The 15697-nt window shown below is 43.6% G+C and carries 16 protein-coding genes; 9 read left to right on the plus strand and 7 right to left on the minus strand.

What is annotated here, in order from left to right:
- Nucleotides 1–153: 153 nt before the first annotated feature.
- On the minus strand, nucleotides 154–906 hold the full coding sequence (locus tag L870_RS0104090) for a hypothetical protein (RefSeq protein WP_028517048.1): 753 nt from the start codon (nucleotides 904–906) through the stop codon (nucleotides 154–156).
- Between the two features lie 253 nt (nucleotides 907–1159).
- Between L870_RS0104090 and gap the strand changes: the two genes are divergently transcribed.
- Nucleotides 1160–2197, plus strand: a complete 1038-nt coding sequence (gene gap, locus L870_RS0104095) for a type I glyceraldehyde-3-phosphate dehydrogenase (protein ID WP_028517049.1) — start codon at nucleotides 1160–1162, stop codon at nucleotides 2195–2197.
- A 154-nt stretch (nucleotides 2198–2351) separates the two neighbouring features.
- Here gap and L870_RS0104100 read toward each other — a convergent pair whose 3' ends face one another.
- Nucleotides 2352–3191, minus strand: a complete 840-nt coding sequence (locus tag L870_RS0104100) for a hypothetical protein (RefSeq protein ID WP_028517050.1) — start codon at nucleotides 3189–3191, stop codon at nucleotides 2352–2354.
- 220 nt (nucleotides 3192–3411) lie between these two features.
- Here L870_RS0104100 and L870_RS0104105 point away from each other — a divergent pair, with 220 nt between their 5' ends.
- On the plus strand, nucleotides 3412–4446 hold the full coding sequence (locus L870_RS0104105) for a phospholipase C/P1 nuclease family protein (protein ID WP_028517051.1): 1035 nt from the start codon (nucleotides 3412–3414) through the stop codon (nucleotides 4444–4446).
- A gap of 60 nt (nucleotides 4447–4506) precedes the next feature.
- Here the strand turns inward: L870_RS0104105 and L870_RS0104110 are convergent, their stop codons facing one another.
- Nucleotides 4507–5022, minus strand: coding sequence for a hypothetical protein (locus tag L870_RS0104110; RefSeq protein WP_028517052.1), 516 nt, complete (start codon nucleotides 5020–5022; stop codon nucleotides 4507–4509).
- Between the two features lie 207 nt (nucleotides 5023–5229).
- On the opposite strand from L870_RS0104110, the gene L870_RS0104115 reads away from it, so the two are divergent.
- From L870_RS0104115 to L870_RS0104125, 3 genes are read left to right on the plus strand one after another with little or no spacing between them, the layout of a single operon-like run.
- Nucleotides 5230–5976, plus strand: a complete 747-nt coding sequence (locus L870_RS0104115; RefSeq protein WP_028517053.1) for a GH25 family lysozyme — start codon at nucleotides 5230–5232, stop codon at nucleotides 5974–5976.
- A gap of 49 nt (nucleotides 5977–6025) precedes the next feature.
- Nucleotides 6026–6982: a type I phosphomannose isomerase catalytic subunit gene (locus L870_RS0104120; RefSeq protein WP_028517054.1), complete on the plus strand. Its 957-nt coding sequence runs from the start codon at nucleotides 6026–6028 to the stop codon at nucleotides 6980–6982.
- Between the two features lie 12 nt (nucleotides 6983–6994).
- The gene (locus L870_RS0104125; RefSeq protein ID WP_028517055.1) at nucleotides 6995–7948 is read left to right on the plus strand and encodes an ROK family protein; all 954 of its coding nucleotides are present in this window, start codon (nucleotides 6995–6997) and stop codon (nucleotides 7946–7948) included.
- Nucleotides 7949–8245: 297 nt separating this feature from the next.
- On the opposite strand, the gene L870_RS0104130 is transcribed toward L870_RS0104125, so the two are convergent.
- Both L870_RS0104130 and L870_RS0104135 read right to left on the minus strand, forming a co-directional pair.
- Entirely contained in the window at nucleotides 8246–8842 is a 597-nt protein-coding gene (locus L870_RS0104130; protein WP_028517056.1) for a cytidylate kinase-like family protein, read from the minus strand.
- 22 nt (nucleotides 8843–8864) lie between these two features.
- Nucleotides 8865–10217: an ArsB/NhaD family transporter gene (locus L870_RS0104135; protein WP_028517057.1), complete on the minus strand. Its 1353-nt coding sequence runs from the start codon at nucleotides 10215–10217 to the stop codon at nucleotides 8865–8867.
- Nucleotides 10218–10596: 379 nt separating this feature from the next.
- Between L870_RS0104135 and L870_RS0104140 the strand changes: the two genes are divergently transcribed.
- Genes L870_RS0104140 through L870_RS0104155 form a run of 4 tightly spaced genes read left to right on the plus strand, consistent with a single transcriptional unit; the run spans nucleotide 10597 to nucleotide 12706 of the window.
- Complete coding sequence (locus L870_RS0104140; protein ID WP_028517058.1) at nucleotides 10597–11535, plus strand: calcium/sodium antiporter; 939 nt, start codon at nucleotides 10597–10599, stop codon at nucleotides 11533–11535.
- A 14-nt stretch (nucleotides 11536–11549) separates the two neighbouring features.
- Nucleotides 11550–11909 (plus strand): hypothetical protein, encoded by a 360-nt coding sequence (locus L870_RS0104145; RefSeq protein ID WP_155250140.1) that lies wholly within the window; start codon nucleotides 11550–11552, stop codon nucleotides 11907–11909.
- Between the two features lie 21 nt (nucleotides 11910–11930).
- On the plus strand, nucleotides 11931–12296 hold the full coding sequence (locus L870_RS0104150) for a hypothetical protein (RefSeq protein ID WP_028517060.1): 366 nt from the start codon (nucleotides 11931–11933) through the stop codon (nucleotides 12294–12296).
- 53 nt (nucleotides 12297–12349) lie between these two features.
- Nucleotides 12350–12706, plus strand: coding sequence for a toprim domain-containing protein (locus tag L870_RS0104155; protein ID WP_028517061.1), 357 nt, complete (start codon nucleotides 12350–12352; stop codon nucleotides 12704–12706).
- Nucleotides 12707–12744: 38 nt separating this feature from the next.
- Here the strand turns inward: L870_RS0104155 and L870_RS0104160 are convergent, their stop codons facing one another.
- Together L870_RS0104160 and L870_RS0104165 are read right to left on the minus strand one after the other, a co-directional pair.
- Nucleotides 12745–15141 (minus strand): beta-propeller domain-containing protein, encoded by a 2397-nt coding sequence (locus L870_RS0104160; RefSeq protein ID WP_028517062.1) that lies wholly within the window; start codon nucleotides 15139–15141, stop codon nucleotides 12745–12747.
- Nucleotides 15142–15160: 19 nt separating this feature from the next.
- Nucleotides 15161–15670 carry an RNA polymerase sigma factor gene (locus L870_RS0104165; RefSeq protein WP_028517063.1) on the minus strand — a complete coding sequence of 170 codons (510 nt, stop codon included), beginning with the start codon at nucleotides 15668–15670 and terminating at the stop codon, nucleotides 15161–15163.
- Nucleotides 15671–15697 lie beyond the last annotated feature (27 nt).

The following is a 15697-nucleotide window of genomic DNA, read 5'->3' on the forward strand; positions in this document are numbered from 1 at the left end:
AGCACGCTCCCAAAAGCAAAAATACTGCTCCGTAAAAGTTGAAATCTTTCAACATATACATTATACAACTTTTTTTGAATAATGTCAACAAAAATCCTGATTTATTCTGTCTAAAATGCTAAGTTTTATCATACTGTCACATACTTGTCACCTTTAAAGGGGCAGATCTCTCAGCATAAGATTGAACGGGTTGAAAAAGCTTTCGCCAAATTCTGCGGAGGGCGCTTCGAGCACCGCCGACGCATTACCGTCAGAAAGCGGTATTACGGCTGTTATCTCGTTATCGCCAAACACTGCTTCCGCACCGATACGGGCAGCAAGTCCCTGCACGGTCTCATTGGGATAATTTTCAAATACATCAGGCAGACCGATGTTTTCTCCGTCCACAAATGTCCCTGCGGCTCTTATGCAAATTTTGACATTTTCAACAGTTTCTTTGCAAAAGGCTTCAAATATGTTTTTTTCAGAACCGCTTGCAAGCATATACTTTCTGATAAAGCTGAGCAGCAGCAATCTGAGTATATCACTGTTGGTACGAACAAATGATGCCGAACATTCCATGACTGTTATCCTGCACTTCCCTGCCGTAACTGCCTCACAGTTAGCGGCAAGATCAGCAAGGAAGGTATCTGTCCTTACAGTGCCTGTTCTCTCTGCGTCGTCGGGGGAAGCGATAAGGGCTTTACTCAGTTCTGCATTTCTCATAAGGTCGCAGCACATTGTCAGTATCCCCTCTATCAGCTCGCTCTCCTTTTTTGTTCCGTGCCTGTCGGCAATCTCTCTTAAAAGCTCGCAAGAAGCCGATATACCTGTTACCGAACGCCTCACGAGATACTCGGTATAAGCTATATAATCCTTGGCAAAAGGACTTTCAAAAAAGTCCCGAAGCTCGTTTTTCTCGTCCATATTTTCTCCGATCGCAATGTTTGTATACAAAAAATGAATATATTATATTATACTACATTTTAAAATGAAATGAAATAGCCGAAGCCTATTTTTTGCCACAGAAATTTATAACAAAAATTTTTAGGCGGTATTCCTGACATTTGTTTAATATGTACTTTTACAAAAAAATCTGTTATTTTTTTATCGAACCACTTGCAAAATTTTCCGAGTTGCGGTATAATTAATCTATACAAATTTTTAGGAGGTATATCCAATGTCAGTTAAAGTTGCTATTAACGGTTTCGGCCGTATCGGTCGTCTTGCATTCAGACAGATGTTTGACGCTCCAGGTTATGAGGTAGTTGCAATCAACGACCTTACAAAGCCTTCAATGCTCGCTCAGCTTCTCAAGTATGATACAGCTCAGGGCGGTTACTGTGGTAAGATCGGTGAGAACCTTCACACAGTTTCTGCTGATGATGAAAAGGGCACAATCACTGTAGACGGCAAGACACTTACAATCTACGCTAAGGCTAACGCTGCAGAGCTCCCATGGGGTGAGATCGGCGTTGACGTAGTTCTCGAGTGCACAGGTTTCTACTGCTCAAAGGACAAGTCACAGGCTCATATCGATGCAGGTGCTAAGAAGGTTGTTATCTCTGCTCCGGCAGGCAACGATCTTCCTACAATCGTTTACAGCGTAAACGAGAAGACTCTTACAAAGGATGACAAGATCATCTCTGCTGCTTCATGCACAACAAACTGCCTCGCTCCTATGGCTAAGGCTCTTAATGATTATGCTCCTATCCAGAGCGGTATCATGAGCACAATCCACGCTTACACAGGCGATCAGATGATCCTTGACGGTCCTCACAGAAAGGGCGACTTCAGAAGAGCAAGAGCTGGTGCTGCAAACATCGTTCCTAACAGCACAGGTGCTGCTAAGGCAATCGGTCTTGTAATCCCAGAGCTCAACGGCAAGCTCATCGGCAGCGCTCAGAGAGTTCCTGTTCCTACAGGTTCTACAACAATCCTCACAGCTGTTGTTAAGGGTGCTAACGTAACTAAGGAAGGCATCAACGCTGCTATGAAGGCTGCTGCTTCCGAGTCATTCGGTTACAACGAGGATCAGATCGTTTCTTCTGACGTTATCGGCATGAGATTCGGTTCACTCTTCGATGCTACACAGACAATGGTAGCTGAGATCGGTGACGGCCTCTACGAGGTACAGGTTGTTTCATGGTACGACAACGAGAATTCTTACACATCACAGATGGTAAGAACAATCAAGTACTTTGCAGAGCTCGGCTAATAGCTGATATATATGCAACATTCAAGGGCGTTCATTGCGAACGCCCTTTTTGTATGTCAGTATACAAAGAAAAGGCACTCGATTTGAGTGCCTATATATGCTGAATTAACTATATAAATTTTACTTCAATCAAAACGTATAAGGATATTTAGAGTCAGCTCCATAATTTATCGATATAAATTTTAGTTCCTTTCAAAGTACTTGGGTCAAAGCTGAAAATATAAAAGTATTTAGGTTTAACCCCATACAAATTATCTTCATCTCCGTCAATATCAGTGTAAAAATAATCTTTCTGTTCTATATAAGCGTCATTATCTAACGTAGTAAAGCCAACTTCCTTAATTTCTTTCAATCCCATATCGGTAATGCAAGATTTCGCAGTATCATAATCCATTGTATATACTCCTGTAGGATAATAAACAATACCTTCACCATCGCCATCTATTGATACAGTTGATACAATAGCATCTTGGATTTTTACTCTCTCATTATCTTCAGCATGGTTTTTCCCATAACATACTTTCAATGTAATCCTTGTATCCTCTAAAGACGGAGCAGATGAAACCTTAAGCTCTCCCGGTGTTAAATATTCATCAAGAGCTATTTCGGACATATCAAACTTATCGCCATATTTATCAACAAAATCCGCAACTGTGATATAGCAGCCGTTTCGGAATACTGTATCGCCTATCTGAATATATCCCGACCTGAACGAAGCGTTCTTTATCTCCTCTGTGGGCTCATATACTATCTCAGCAGCAGTTGTAGGCTCTGTTTCAGCTTCTGTTGCCTCTTCTTTCTCCTTTGCGAGCTCCTTTGATGTTTCTTCATCGAGCTTGTTGAGAGCGTCCTCAAGGTCTTTTTCGTCTATGTCCTCAGCAGATTTTGAACTTGTCTTTGTCTTCTTGTTGTCCTTGGTGTCGCCGCAGGCTGTCATTGAAACTGCACCTAAGCATACCGCAAATAAGAATGCAGCAATTCTTGTTTTTTTCATAATTATTTTCCTTTCAAATAAACATACTTATATAAGTATAAAGCTGAAATGTGATGATTTAGTGAAAGCAGCAATATTTCAGCAATAATGTACTTCCACATCAACATCATTGACAATTTTTGACAAGTGATGTATAATTTAATAAGGTAATAACAGCGTATCAGTCTCGGGCGGACATCTCCGTCCTACAGATTCAATATAAAGTATATAAGGTGATAATGTGAATAATAAATGGAAAAAGGTCACTGACGAACTTCAAAGACTTACCAAACAATATACAACAATAAAAACTCAGCCGCAGTCGCAGATACATGAGGATATCCTCATCAGAGCATTGAAGCTCCTTGATGAGACCGCTCCCGAAGCTGCCGAGCTCATACGTCCGCAGCTCAACATAATGCTTCCGTATACAGTTATTGCCGACGACAATGATGACCGCGAAAACGGCGCAGGCAGGCATTATTACTGCGCCTGCAACACAAACGGAAAGCCCCTCAGACCTGTCTGCGGCTACTATAAAAACGGCAAGGACCTCTTCGCCAAAAGTGCCCGTACAATGTTCGAGGAGGACTACACAATGGCTCTGACTATGCACCAGAATGGCTTTGTAAAGCAGGGTGCAGTCTATCTTGCAAGAGCTGTGCATATGATGTCGGATATGTGCTGTCTCCCACACGCAGCAAAAATGACCTACTTCTCGAAGCTTCGCAGTGTTCATATCCGTTATGAGGAACTGGCACGGGTAATGTATCCCGAGTTTGTGCCCGAGCAGCATATAAACTATACTCATCTCCGCCGCTTTGCAATGCGAAGCAGCTTCTCGACTGCGATAAATACCAATTCAGCCGCTATATGCCAAGCTGCACATGAGCTTTTCACTGCACCGGAATATACTATAAAAAAACGTCTTTACGATACAGAGCAGGCTGTTGCAGCACTTCTCTACCGCTTTTACCGCGATACAAAGGTAACTCCCCTGCGCGGACACTACATTGTCAGCGGAATGGTGTGCCACCCGTTTTCAGATATGCCTGCCCTTAAAGTCAGGGTAACGGAAAAAGGCATAACCTTTGAGCATAACGGAATACCCGTAAACTCTCATCTCGGCAGCATTTTCAGAGCTGCTCACAGACGGGACGGTCTTTATACCCTGACTCCTCTCGGCTGTACAAACGGATACGTACTTTCCCGCGGCAGCCGCAGGCTTGTACCCTTTGACCCACGTGACAAAAAACAGTTCTTCGGTATTATATAAAAAGAAAGCAGCCTGTCGGCTGCTTTTTTCATATTCAGTATATCTCATCCATACGAAGCTTTAAAGCTCTTCCATGCTGCCTGAGGAGTTTTTCTGCCTTTCTGCCATTTTCTGAGCGTACGGATTCTTTGTCTCCCACTTAGTCCTGTTCATGTCATATTCCTTCAGCTTTGGCTCGAACTGAGGAAAGCCATCCTGCTGTGCAAGCCACTGATACTGCTTTATATTCTTGAAGCTTCTGACAGCGACCCATACGAATGCGGCGAACTCCACAAATCCGAGAATAGTAAAACTGCCAACAGAAAACATAGATATTATCTCCGCTATAAGAAGCACTCCCGAGACTACAGAAAGCGCGATATTTTTATTATATACACTGATAAGACCTGTTACCGAAGCAGCCGCAGCCAGTGAAGAAACAAGCAGCGCCCCCATATTTCCCGAAAGTACAAATGCAATAAGGCACAATATTGCAACAGCGATATTACACATAAATATTACGAACATTTTGGTGTCATCTTTTTTTATTTTCTTCATTTGTGTCCTGTTCTGCTTGTATTCTTCTTCAAAATCCACAGTACCACTGCCTCCTTGATGCATTGTTAAATAAATTCTATCATTTTTCTACTCATTTGTCAACACACCGCAGAAAAGAAATTCAAAAAAACTGTTGACTATTTTCAGTTTTTAGTTTATTATATATATTGTATGACTTTTGGATTCTTGGCTCAGTGTGTTCCGATAAGGGAGCGTCCGAGAGCTTTGGAGGGGGCTGCATCTGATATGCATATCATAAAAAGAAATATCCTTTGCTCTCTGCTGGGCTCATTTCTTATAACCGCTGCTGCGGCTTCGGCTTTGTTCTTTGCCACAGCTAAGGTCAACAAGACGAAATATCCTGTATTCGGCGTTGATGTTTCAAACTATCAGGGCGATATCAACTGGCAGGAGCTTGAATCACAGAATGTATCATTCGCTTTTATAAAGGCTACGGAGGGCAGTGGTCACACTGACGAATCGGTACGCAGAAATCTTGACAGAGCAGCTTCAACAGGCATCAGAGTCTCAGCCTACCACTTCTTCAGCTTTGACAGCGCGGGTGAAACTCAGGCTGAAAATTTTATCTCGTCTGTGAGCCCTGATGAAATAGCCCTTCCGCCTGTTATCGACATAGAGTATTATGCCGACAAGCGCAGAAACAAGCCCTCAAAGGAAGAGACCGAAAAGATACTTCGTCCGCTTATCACAAGGATTGAGGAGTATTACGGCGTCAAGCCCATAATATATACTACCCTGCCTGTGTACTACAGATACGTAAAGGGCAGCTTTTCGGATTATCCGCTGTGGATAAGAAGTGTTAACTGCGAGCCCGACCTCATCGACTGGAAGTTCTGGCAGTACAGCGACAAGGGCACTCTTACAGGCTATGACGGCGACGAAGAGCATATCGACTTCAACGTATACAACGGCTCTGTGGAAGAATTTGAAAAGGAATTCCCCATGCCGAATAATAAAAAAGCAATATCATGACAAATATTACGTGACACTTTGGCGGTGTTCCATACAGAAAGGCACTATCGTGAAACCATTTTTACTCAATGCACCTATTAAAGACTATATCTGGGGCGGCACAAAGCTGAGGGATATCTTCGGCAAGAAAAGCGACCTGGAACGCCTCGCGGAAAGCTGGGAGCTAAGCTGTCACCCTGACGGCGAGTCTGTTGTCAGCGGCGGCGAATTCGACGGCATGAAGCTTTCCGAGCTTATAAAAAAGCATCCCGAGATACTGGGAAAGAACTGCAAGAAATTCAGCAGCTTCCCCGTACTTGTAAAGCTTATCGACGCTAAAAATGACTTATCGGTACAGGTACATCCCTGTGACGAATACGCTCAGAAGTACGAAAACGACAACGGCAAGACCGAAATGTGGTACGTTATCGATGCCGAGCCCGATGCAGAGCTTGTTTACGGCTTCAAGGAGAAGACAACAAAGGACGAGTTCCGCAAGGCTATTGAGGACAATACCCTCATGGACAAGGTGAATCGCGTTCCTGTCAAAAAAGGCGACGTTTTCTTCATTGAGCCGGGCACTCTCCATGCTATCGGCAAGGGCATACTCATTGCCGAGATACAGCAGAGCTCCAATGTTACATACCGCGTTTACGACTACGGCAGACTTGGTGCTGACGGCAAACCGAGACAGCTCCACATTGAAAAGGCTCTCGAAGTAACTAACACAGAGCCCCTTGACCCGCACAAACCTGTCTATGGCATGGAGCTTGACGGCGTAGTTATACAGCTTCTGGCTGAATGTGATTACTTCAACGTCAACAGAGAGAGACTTATCAAGGAGGCTGAGCTCTTCGCCGACGACAGTTCCTTCTCTCATGTTCTCGTTATCGGCGGCAGCGGCGAGCTGAGCACAGACGACTGCTGCATAAGCCTTGAAATGGGCACAAGTATTTTTGTTCCCGCAGGCACAGGAAATTACGTTATAAAAGGAAATTGTGATGTCATTATCACCACAATTCCATAAGGAGGATATAAAATGAAATATTATGTAGGAATTGACCTTGGCGGTACTAATATCGTTGCAGGTGTTGTTGATGAAAACTATAATATCATCGCAAAGGCAAGCACAAAGACAAACTGCCCACGTCCGGAAAAGGCTATCGCTGACGATATGGCAAAAATGGCTATCGAAGCTGTAAAGAACGCAAAGCTTTCAATGGATCAGATCGAATGGATAGGCGTTGGTACTCCCGGTATCGCTAACAGCGAAACAGGTATCATCGAGTACTCAAACAATCTCGGCTTCAAGGATACTCCTATGGTCAAGTACATTCAGGAGACTATCGACAAGCCTGTATTTATTGAAAATGACGCTAATGCTGCTGCATACGGCGAATTCGTAGCAGGTGCTGCAAAGGGCGCAAAGAACGCTGTATGCATAACTCTCGGAACAGGCGTTGGCGGCGGTATCATTATCGACGGCAAGATCTACTCAGGCTCTAACTTTGCAGGTGCTGAGATTGGTCATACTGTTATCGAGGTCGACGGAGCACAGTGCTCATGCGGCAGAAAGGGCTGCTTTGAGGCTTATTCCTCAGCTACAGGTCTTATCCGCATGACTAAGGAAGCTATCGCTGAACACCCTGACTGTATCATGGCTCAGTCAGAAAAGGAAAAGGGCAAGGTAACAGCACGTACTTCATTTGACTGCATGAGAGCAGGCGACAAATACGCTAAGGCTGTTGTTGACAAGTACATAAAGTATCTCGCAGCAGGTATCACAAATACTATCAATATCTTCCAGCCTGATATTCTCTGCATCGGCGGCGGTGTCTGCAACGAGGGCGATCCGCTCCTCCTCCCTATGAAGGAGCTTGTTGCTAAGGAAGTATATACACGCAACTCACCTAAGAATACAGAGATCGTTATCGCTAAGCTCGGCAACGATGCAGGTATCATCGGTGCTGCATTCCTCGGTAAGGCTAAGTAAGCCTTTAGCCATTTGTAGGGGGCGGTGACTCCCTGTAGTACAGGGAGATGTCAGCAAAGCTGACAGAGGGTCGCGGCTCCTGTTGGGAGTCCTCGATGTCCCGATAATTAGCGGATATTATCCGCACATTAATAAAATGATAAAAGCCGCAGCATTTACGTGCTGCGGCTTTTATTGTATTCTGAACCTCCCCGTTTTTACCGGTGATTCAGAATACAATAAAAAGGACGCCCTATGGGCGTCCTCGCTAATGGCTAAAGGCTAAAGGCAAACGGCTGATAAACAGCTAATGGCTCATCAGTCCTCTGTCATTCTTGATTTTATATACTCTTCAAGCAGATCAACAGTTCTGTCGATGCCGAGACGTGAGCTGTTGATGCTGAGGTCATAGAGCCTTGAATCGCCCCAGTGACCGTCGCAGTGATAGTTGTGGTAACGCTTTCTCTTGCGGTCCTTCTTGTCGATGAAAGCTTTTGCCTTGTCCTCGGAAAGCTCGTAAATGTTCATTACACGCTTGATCTTTTCGTCCATATCACCGAGTATGAACAGTGAAACGAGGCACTTGAAATCGCGGAGCTTAGTCTCTGAGCAGCGTCCTACAACTACGAAGGACTCGCCGCTTGCAGCCTTTTCTCTGATGAAGTTGAACTGCATCTCGGCAATATTGTCCTCAATGGAATTGCTGTAACCGTTTACTCTGCGTGAAAGGAGATGATTTTTGGGCTTTTCGTTGTACTTTTCGATCTCCTCGGGAGTAAGGCCCGTTTTGTTGGCGATCTCTGTGATGAGATGGCGGTCGTATATCGGGATATTGAAGCGCCTTGCGAGCTGTTCGGCGATATTCTTACCGCCGCTTCCGAATTCACGACCTACTGAAATGATTACCTGTGACATATATATTCCCCCTTAAATTAAATTATAAATAACGTACAAAGAGATAAACGGTTGAGATAGCGAGTACTATAACGGTTGCAGGAGCGATCTTCTTACAGTATCTTCCCCAGCCGATTGGATAACCGTTTTTCTGTGCAACAGAAGTACCCACAACGTTTGCGGAAGCTCCGATAGGAGTAGCACTTCCGCCGATATCTGTACCGATAGCAAGTGACCATGCAAGAGTTGATATCGGAACGCCCGATGTCTCTGCAAGGCTCTGGATAATAGGCACCATAGTTGCTGCGAACGGGATATTGTCTACGAAAGCACTTGCGATAGCGGATACCCAGAGGATAATAGCTATCATAAGCTTTATATTGCCGCCGCTGATGTCACCGATGAAGTTTGCTATGAGTTTAAGTATGCCTGTTTCTTCAAGACCGCTTACAACGATAAAGAGTCCGATGAAGAAAATAAGTGTTTTGTAGTCTACCTTTTTGAGAAGCTCAAGAGCGTGTTTGCCGAAAGCTATGAGAGTGATAGCTGCTATGAAAAGACCGATAGTTGCTACAGTGAGGTGAGTAGTTGCGTGAGTAACAAGGAGTATAACAGCACAAGCGAAGATGATACTGCTGATGATAAAGTCCTTCTTGTTAGTGATAGCCTCTGAGGGCTTAGGAAATTTACTCATATCCACAGGATCACTACCATTGCATGCAAGCTCCTTGCGGAATGCAAAGTAGAGGAAAAGTACCGAAACTACCAGACAAATACCTGCACAGAGGCCTGTATTTGTAAGGAAGTCGAAGAATGAAAAGCCCAGTGAAGTACCAACGATGATATTCGGAGGATCACCGCACATTGTTGCCGAACCGCCAAGGTTAGCACAGAATATCTCAGAAAGTATCATAGGTACGGGATTGAATTTGAGTAGTGAGGCAAGTTCTATAGTGACAGCTGCAAGGAACATGATAACTGTAATACTGTCGATAAACATAGAGAGTACAGCGGACATTACCATAAATGTAATGAATATCGGGATAGTTTTGCATTTTACGAGATAGGCTATCTTCATACACAGCCATCTGAAGAAGCCTGCTTTCGCCATGCCTTCTACCATGACCATCATACCTGCAATAAAGATTATAGTCGCCCAGTTTATGCCTTTGCTTTCGCTTTCAGTGACCTGATACCAGAAGTCCTTTGTAGCGAAATTCTTGAAAGCGAGGGTGTCCATGATAGCTGTGCCGTTGTGCATACATATGCCGAAAACGACTACCAGCGTAAGGATGCCGCTGCCGAGGGTTACATAGTGCCTTTCTATCTTGTCGAGAACGATCATAATGAACATTCCTACGAAGATAATAACGGCAAAGATCTGTGCTGCTGTCATTAAAAAACCTCCATAAGAGCGGAACAGCTCCGCGTAATAAAACCTTTCCTATTTAATAGGAAATATACCATAGCGAATTATAGCACAAAAGGGGATGTAATTCAAGGCAAATATTGATATTTTTTCTGAAATGCCGAATTTTGGATAAGCTGTACTTTTTTAATTGAAAAGTGCAGATATTTTTGTTATTGTGCCGTCAAAAATATTCGTGAAAATAAAACATTTCAGCCTTTCGGCGGCAAAAACAAAAAAATTTTTGATGTGTATTGCTTTATTCATAATTATGTGATATAATAAGATATACAGATTAAGGAGTTAAAGAACTTATAAAGAGTTCTTGTGAACTTGAATTTATAAACTGCTGTAAGGAGATCTTTTAATGCTTAAATATATTTTGCTCATAGTCGGATTCATACTTCTTATTAAAGGAGCGGATTTTTTTGTTGACGGAAGCTCGGCGGTGGCTAAGCGCCTGAAAGTACCTGCTCTGATAATCGGAATGACTATAGTTGCAATGGGAACAAGTCTGCCCGAAACATCGGTGAGCGTAAGTGCTTCCGTGCTGGGAAAGAATGATCTTGCCATAAGCAACGCCGTGGGGTCGAATATATTTAACCTTATGGTCGTCTGCGGAGTCTGTGCGGTGCTTTGTCCTATGGCTATAGGCAGGGAGACCCTGAAAAAAGACCTGCCTTTCTCTATAATAGTAGCAGGTGTGCTTCTTGCTCTCGGAACAATAACAGGAACTGTAATGCGCTGGGGAGGAATTATACTTCTTGCGCTTTTTGCGATCTTCCTCTATATGATGATAAGCTCAGCTAAAAAAGCAAGAGATGCAGGAGAGCTTACAGAAGAGGACGAATACAAGATAATGCCTGTGTGGAAATGCCTTGTCTGTATAGTGGGCGGAGCTGCTGCCATAGCAGTCGGCGGAAAAATGGTCGTTGACGGTGCTTCTGATATAGCACGTGCTTTCGGAATGTCGGACAACCTTATAGGTATGACCATAGTTGCTCTCGGAACAAGCCTTCCCGAGCTTGTAACATCTATCGTAGCCGCAAGAAAAGGCGAGGTGGATATGGCTCTGGGAAATGTAGTAGGCTCAAATATATTCAATATCCTGTTCGTACTCGGTATAGCTTCGACTATATCGCCTATAGCCTTCACTATGCAGAACACTATAGATACCGCTGTTCTTATAGCTATGAGCCTGCTGGTGCTTATACTGTGTCTGCCGAAGAAAAAGCTGCTCAGGTGGCACGGCGCACTGATGCTTGCGGTATATGCAGGATACACAACTTATATATTTATGAGGTAAAGGGGAGATCATCGGTGTATTGCCAGAAATGCGGTTCGATGTACGATGACGTACAGCCATGCTGTCCTTACTGTAAAACACCGAGAGCAGGCGTAAATAATTCACAGTTTCACGGCTTGGTGCCGCCTGTTGACCAGCGAAGCGGTATGCCGTGCTATGAGCCAAATGATACACCTGCCGAAACAGGTATAATAATACTCTCTCTGCTTGTCCCTCTTGTTGGGATAATATTTGGCTGCATCTGCCTGAAAAACGGCGAAAAAAGAGCAGGAAATGCCTATCTGCTTGCTGCTGCGGCAAGATACGTTATTTTGCTGCTTCTGGTTCTTTCCATTGTTTTTCATTTCTTTTCTTTTTTCGCATTATTGATTTAAGATACTAAGGAGGTAAATGGTATGATCTGTCCACATTGCGGAGCTTCAATATCTGAGTTTAAAGTACAGTGCCCGTATTGTGATTCGTTTGTTGAACATAATTTTGAAAATGATCCTGAAAAGATAATTTATAAGTCGCGTGATGAAGCAAATTTTGAGCCGCGTAATTCTTTTGCAAGTAATTTCAAGCCTGAAGATGATAAAATAAGACTTGTATTGCTTTTGGTTTCGTTTATTCCGATATTCGGTGTAATAATTGGTGCGATATTGATTACAGCCGGAATGAAGAAAAGCGGAACGGTTTATTTATTAATAGGGTGTTCCTTCTTTTTATTACCGATTCTCTTTTCAATACTGGCTGTGTTTTATTCACTGTTATTTGGCTGATAAAATAACTTTTGCGTTTTTTGTATGATATATAAATGAGGTATCAGTTTTATATGAGATGTCCAAATTGTGGAGCTTCGATCTCCGATGCAGAAGAGAAATGTCCGTATTGTGATTCTTATCTTGATACAAAAAAGACAACCGTAAATATAGAGGATATGCAGGATAAATTGAGAAATATTGGTTTCCCTATAAAAAATGATCCTAACGACAAGCCGAATATCCTTATGGTGCTGATATCGCTGTTCATGCCGATAGGTGTAATGATGTTCATTATAAATATTTTGTCAGGACGTCCCAAAAGCGCAATAGCGTGCTTTATGGCTGTTTTTTCCGGAACGTTTATCATAGTATTCTGTATGATAGTTTTCAATTTCTTCAGTATGTCACGTTCCATGCCGTATTTTTGAATAAAAAACTCCCACGGTTAACCGTGGGAGTTTTTTTATCAGAATACCAGTTCATCAGTAACTTCAAGTGTGTCAATAGATGCTGCGACGAATTTGCTGCCGGATAGAGCATATACATAGTCGCCTATATATATCGCTCTTTCAAAGCCCGGTCGATTAGTGCGGGCAAGATCGTTCTCGTCGTTCAATTTCTCTGAGATAGTGCCTTTTTCAACGAATTTACCGTCCTCAAAGCTGAAGAAAACATACTGAGATGTTGTTGAAGCTCTCCAGCCTTTTTCATTGCTGTAGTGTTCTAATGATATTGATATCGGTACACCTATAAGGTTTTTCTCGGGAGCTATAAGCAGAGCCTTTCTCTCCCAAACTGCCGTTGATTCATACCACGTTGCCGTTGTGCCTGTATCATCGCCGTAGTCGTAGTCTTGGAAGTCCTCATTGTTCCATGTGAATACGTCGGCAGACTTTAAGTTGTTAGGGTCGGAGTTATCGAACATAGTCAGTCTCAGGCCTGATATTCTGCCGTCGTCGTCAGCGTCCTGACCGAAGCCGAGAAGAAGTCCTTCGCCCCAGCTCTGCATATATGTGCTGAAGCCGTTTATCTTGAATTCGTCAAGTACAACGGGCTCGGCAGGGTTACTGAGGTCAACAGCGTATAACGGGTCAGTCTGACGGAATGTTACAACATAAGCCATATCGCCGCTGAAGCTTGCAGATTTGAGCTGCTCGCCCACACCGAGGTCACCAACTTCGCCGACTAAGTTCATATCCATATCAAGGACATAGACATGAGTATCTGTTTTGACATTCTCATATGTGTAGTAGCCGTCCTCATCATCGCCTGTGAGAGTGCCCCATATGTCCTCAATGAAAGTCTTATCATCATCAGTGTATTTATAGAACGTTCTTTTCTGCTCGTTATAGGTAGCAGCTACGCGGAAGTAGCCGTTATACTCGCTCATTGAGAACTGATCCTTTACATAGCCCTTGATAATGCCGCCTGCTTCGGGAACGATAGCACCGCCTGCGATAGATATACGTGTGATATCGGAGGTATTGTAAACACCGTTCTCGTCGTCATAGCGTGTAGTAGCTGTGTAGAGATTATTTGCGGAGCAGTAAACGCTTCCCGAATAACCTGCGAGAGTCTTTATATCATTAGCCTTCGGCTCGCCTGACTTGTTAAGGTCAACACTTCCTATAACGCTGTAGCTGAGGGAGTATGAGCTGCCGAAGCCGCACTCGGGGAGGAGTATATCCTCAGCTGCGATAACGTCATAGTTCTTTTTGAAGCCATAGCGTGGTATATAATGTATCGTATCCTCACAGTCCTCGACTGTATCGAATGAGCAGGTCGAGTAATCTGAGATAAGGAGCATATAGCCCTCGGGAGATATTCTTACGTCATTGCAATAGCCGTCCTGCTTGTAAACATCTATAAGCTCAGGCTCGTCACCTGTGGTGAAGAAAGCTGCAAATGTATAGACGTATGACGAATTAACTGAACTGTCATAGGTAGTATCTGTACCTATAACAACTATCATATCGTTATAGACGTACATATCGTTGATATTTGTATAATGCTCGTCGTCTATACCAATAGCCTCGTTGATATTTATAGAAAAGCTGTGGGTGAACTTTCCGTTTTTTGCGTTTGCAACGAAGAGCGTATTACGATACATATCATAATTACCGGAAACATAATAGATATGTTTTCCGTCAGTCTTTACGATATCAGCTTCGAGAACGTCCTGTTCCTGATTATAGGTATCGGAATGCTCGGGATCGGTTTCCTCGGGCTCGGAAGTTTCTGTAGCAGGCTCAGTTTCTGGGGTTTCTACAGCAGTAGCAGGCTTTGTCTCAGCCTCGGTGGGCAGTTCAAATGTTGTGGTATCAGGTCCGCCTGATGTTTTAGGTGAAGTGCTTGCACCGAAATCTTCATCGCTGCCGTAAACAGGGACTTCGGCACCTGTTGCTCCGATATCTGCATCATCAAATACAGCTTCCTCGACCATTTCATCTGCAATGGCATTTTTATATTTGTTTCTTCTGTTCTCTCTTTCAGCCTTTGAGTAGGACTTCTTGAACATGGTATATACCTGTTCATAGTCGGAAGCACCGCTCATATAGCTTCCCTGCTTCTTTATTTCCTGATCTGTGGTGCTGTTGATATCATGTGCCGTAGCAGGCTCGGTAACAGTGACTTCCTTGTCATCATATTTATTTGTATTTCTGTTGTTCAGTGAATATGCAGCCGTACCGCCGATAATGGTACAAGCAGCCGCAGCAGCGGTTATGCGCCCTGCAAGCTTTATGCCGCTTCTCTTTTTCTTTGGTGCTTGTTCGTCAAGCATCTTCTTTATATTTTCAGGTTTGAGAGAGTCCGGAACAGGCTCTTTGTTCATCATCTCTCTGAGCTTTTCGTCATTGTTCATATGTATTCTCCTTTCGGACTCATATTTCGGGAGTAAGCTCCAGTTTCAGCTTCTGCTTTATCCTCGTCAGCCGTGAACGGACGGTACTTGGCTTGATTCCGCAGACCTTGGATATCTCATCGCTTGAATAGCCTTCAAGTACAGACATGGAAAGCAGCAGTCGTGACTGTGTATCAAGATTATCCACTGCTTCACGAAGCTCCACTGATTCATAGTTAAAGCTTTCGGTAAGGTCTGTGTTTTCGTTTAGTTCATCGGCAGGCTCGAAATAAGAGCGCTGTTTTCTTTTTATCTTAGCTGCAAGGATAGTCATTATCCAGCTTCTGAATTTTTCGGGGTTGCGCAGTTTTTTTATGGAACAGAATGCGTCCAGTACGGTATCGCTTACTGTATCGGCAGCGTCATGGGGGCTTCGCAGACTGTAAAGGGCTATATGATACAGATCCTCGTAAACTGTTGCATACAGTCTTGAGAATGCTTCTGTACTTCCTTCACGTGCCAGCCTGACATCTGCTGAGTAGTCATTCATGTGGATCCCTCCTTTGAATTCGAATTC

This window comes from Ruminococcus flavefaciens ATCC 19208, assembly GCF_000518765.1.
Lineage (GTDB): Bacteria > Bacillota > Clostridia > Oscillospirales > Ruminococcaceae > Ruminococcus > Ruminococcus flavefaciens.